This is a genomic window from Lysobacter antibioticus HS124 (assembly GCF_000336385.2).
In the GTDB taxonomy this organism is placed as follows: Bacteria; Pseudomonadota; Gammaproteobacteria; order Xanthomonadales; family Xanthomonadaceae; genus Lysobacter; species Lysobacter firmicutimachus.
Map to the genome: position 1 here is coordinate 1 of NZ_HG424525.1, position 2868 is coordinate 2868.

At 69.6% G+C, this 2868-nt stretch carries 3 protein-coding genes; all 3 read left to right on the forward strand.

From position 1 onward, the window contains the following. Nucleotides 1-368 precede the first annotated feature (368 nt). The 3 genes from TX83_RS15200 (at nucleotide 369) to TX83_RS15210 (ending at nucleotide 2657) form a co-directional block, all read left to right on the forward strand. Entirely contained in the window at nucleotides 369-797 is a 429-nt protein-coding gene (locus tag TX83_RS15200; RefSeq protein WP_064748809.1) for a YciI family protein, read from the forward strand. Nucleotides 798-895: 98 nt separating this feature from the next. Then, on the forward strand, nucleotides 896-1318 hold the full coding sequence (locus TX83_RS15205; protein ID WP_064748810.1) for a VOC family protein: 423 nt from the start codon (nucleotides 896-898) through the stop codon (nucleotides 1316-1318). Between the two features lie 58 nt (nucleotides 1319-1376). Continuing rightward, the gene (locus TX83_RS15210; RefSeq protein ID WP_064748811.1) at nucleotides 1377-2657 is read left to right on the forward strand and encodes an RNA polymerase sigma factor; all 1281 of its coding nucleotides are present in this window, start codon (nucleotides 1377-1379) and stop codon (nucleotides 2655-2657) included. Nucleotides 2658-2868: the final 211 nt, after the last annotated feature.

A 2868-nucleotide genomic window follows, 5' to 3' on the forward strand; every position in this document is an offset into this window, starting at 1 on the left:
ACGGCAACGGCAACGGCAACAGCAACAGCAACGCGTTGCGTCTTCGGCCGGCGATCCGGCAACCGGGCAACTTCGGCAAACGCGCGCGCTGCGTTACCGGACACCGGTCCGGTTCGTTGCCGGCGGCAGCGATTAAGGTCGAAGCGAGCGCTCCGGTTCGACAAGCGCCGGCATGGGCCGGGCTTCGTCTGCGCTCGCGTGGACCTCCACGCGCCGATCCCCCAAGGTCGGCGCGCTTGTTCGCGGTCCGTCCACCCGCGGTGCGACGGGCCGCGATTTTTTTCCGTGCCGGTCTGTCGATCCGGCCGTTGCCCGTTCGTCGTCCCTGTAAGCGCCCGGTTCCGGGCCCTGCCTGCCAGGAGACGACGATGAAATTCATGCTGATAGTGAAGGCCGACCCGGACAGCGAATCGGGCCGGCAGCCGGAGCCGGCGCTGTCGCAGGCGATGGACGCCTACAACCAGGCCTTGGTCCGCGCCGGGGTGTTGCTCGCCGCCGAGGGCCTGCGCCCCAGCGCGCAGGGCGCGCGCGTGCACTTCGACGGCGCCGAGCGTCGGGTGGTCGCCGGTCCGTTTCCCGAAACCGAGCAATTGGTGGCCGGTTTCTGGCTGATCCAGGCGCGTTCGCTGGAAGAAGCGATCGAATGGGTCAAGCGCGTGCCCAACCCCGACGGCCTGCGCTCGCAGATCGAGATTCGCCGCGTGTTCGACCAGATCGATTTCGCGCCCGAACCGGACGCGGAGCCGCAACGCCCCGAGCCGCGTCCGCGCGACGCCGGCGCCGCCCGCGCTCATTGAACCGCCGGCGCATGCGGCCGTTGCTGTCGATCCTGCTGCACGGCGCCGCGCCGGCCCTGCCACCGCCCAGCCCCTCACCTTTACGGAAACCCGCCACCATGCAACTGAGCACCTATCTCTCGTTCGACGGCGACTGCCGCGAAGCCTTCGAGTTCTACGCCCGCACGCTCGGCGGCGAGGTCGTCGCGATGATGACCTTCGCCGACAACCCCGGCTGCGAGGAGATCGGCCCGGAAGAGCGCAACAAGGTCATGCACGCCTGCTACCGGCTCGACGGGTTCGAGCTGATGGGCACCGACGCCACGGCGCTCTATCCCTATCGCGGCGTGACCGGCGCGCATGTGGCCCTGGGGCTGAGCGACGTCGCCGAAGCCGAACGCATCTTCGCCGCGCTGGCCGACGGCGGCACCGTGCAGATGCCGCTGCAACAGACCTTCTGGGCGCAGCGCTACGGCATCGTCGCCGACCGCTTCGGCGTACCGTGGATGATCAACTGCGCCGAAGCGCCCTGCGTGGCTTGAGCCGCAAGGGCCGAACGGCGCTTGCGCGGACGCACGCGAGGTGGTCTGATCGGTCGCCGTGACGGCCACCTCTTCCCATCTCGGCGCGACCCATCGCGCCATCGACGCAGTCTGGCGCATCGAGTCGGCCAAGGTCATCGCCGGCCTGACCCGCATGGTGCGCGACGTCGGCCTGGCCGAGGAACTGGCCCAGGACGCGTTGGTGTCCGCGCTGGAGCGCTGGCCGGAGACCGGCGTGCCGGACAATCCCGGCGCCTGGCTGATGCAGACCGCCAAGCATCGCGCGATCGACCGCCTGCGGCGCAAGAAACTGCTCGACCGCAAGCACGAGGAGATCGGGCGCGAGATCGAAGCCGGCCAGGACGAGATCGAAGAGGCGTTCTTCGACCGGCTCGACGACGACATCGGCGACGACTTGCTGCGCCTGGTGTTCATCTCCTGCCATCCGGTGCTGTCGACCGAGGCCCGCGTCGCTCTGACCCTGCGCCTGCTCGGCGGTTTGACCACCGACGAGATCGCGCGCGCCTTCCTCGCCGCCGAGCCGACTATCGCCCAGCGCATCGTCCGCGCCAAGCGCACCCTGGCCGACGCCCAGGTGCCGTTCGAAGTGCCGCGCGGCGAGGAGCTGGAGCAGCGTCTGGCATCGGTGCTGGAGGTGATCTACCTGGTCTTTAACGAGGGCTACTCGGCCACCGCCGGCGACGACTGGATGCGGCCGGGATTGTGCGAAGACGCCTTGCGCCTGGGCCGCATCCTCGCCGGTTTGATGCCCAGGGCGGCCGAGGTCCATGGCCTGGTCGCGCTGATGGAAATCCAGGCCTCGCGCGCCAAGGCGCGCACCGGCCCGGACGGGCAGCCGATCCTGCTGCTGGAACAGGACCGCACGCGCTGGGACCGAATCCAGATCCAGCGCGGCCTGGATGCGCTGGAGCGCGCGGCACGCCTGTCCGACGGCAATGGTCCGTACACGCTGCAGGCGGCGATCGCCGCCTGCCATGCGCGCGCGCCGACCGCGCAGGACACGCCGTGGCCGCGCATCGCCGCGCTGTACCAGCGGCTGGCCTTGCTGACGCCGTCGCCGGTGATCGAACTCAACCGCGCGGTGGCGTTGTCGATGGCGTTCGGGCCGGCGGTCGGTCTGCAACTGGCCGACAGCCTGCTCGAAGAGCCGGCGATGAAGCAGTACCACCTGCTGCCGAGCGTGCGCGGCGACCTGTTGCTCAAGCTCGGCCGGCGCGAGGAGGCGCGCGCCGAGTTCGAGCGTGCCGCGGCGTTGACCCGCAACGCGCGCGAGCGCGAGCTGCTGCTCGCCCGCGCCGCCGAGATCGGTCCGGTCTAGCCGTCGCCATCCTGTAGGAGCGGCGTAAGCCGCGACCGCCATCTTGCCCGCTCGCCGCGTCTTTGTCTTGCCCCCTGTAGGAGCGGCGCAAGTCGCGACCGCGCTCTAGCGATCTCGCGGCGTCTGTTATTCGCAGGTCTCTGAAGCTTCAAAGCTTCAAAGCCAAGCTTCCGTCCGCAAGCGGCCGGGTCACTTTCTTTGTCCAAGGCGA

Excerpts from the sequence above, each read along its gene's own strand:
- TX83_RS15205 (WP_064748810.1), top strand. The coding sequence starts at position 896 with ATGCAACTGAGCACCTATCTCTCGTTCGACGGCGACTGCCGCGAAGCC.
- TX83_RS15200 (WP_064748809.1), top strand. The coding sequence starts at position 369 with ATGAAATTCATGCTGATAGTGAAGGCCGACCCGGACAGCGAATCGGGC.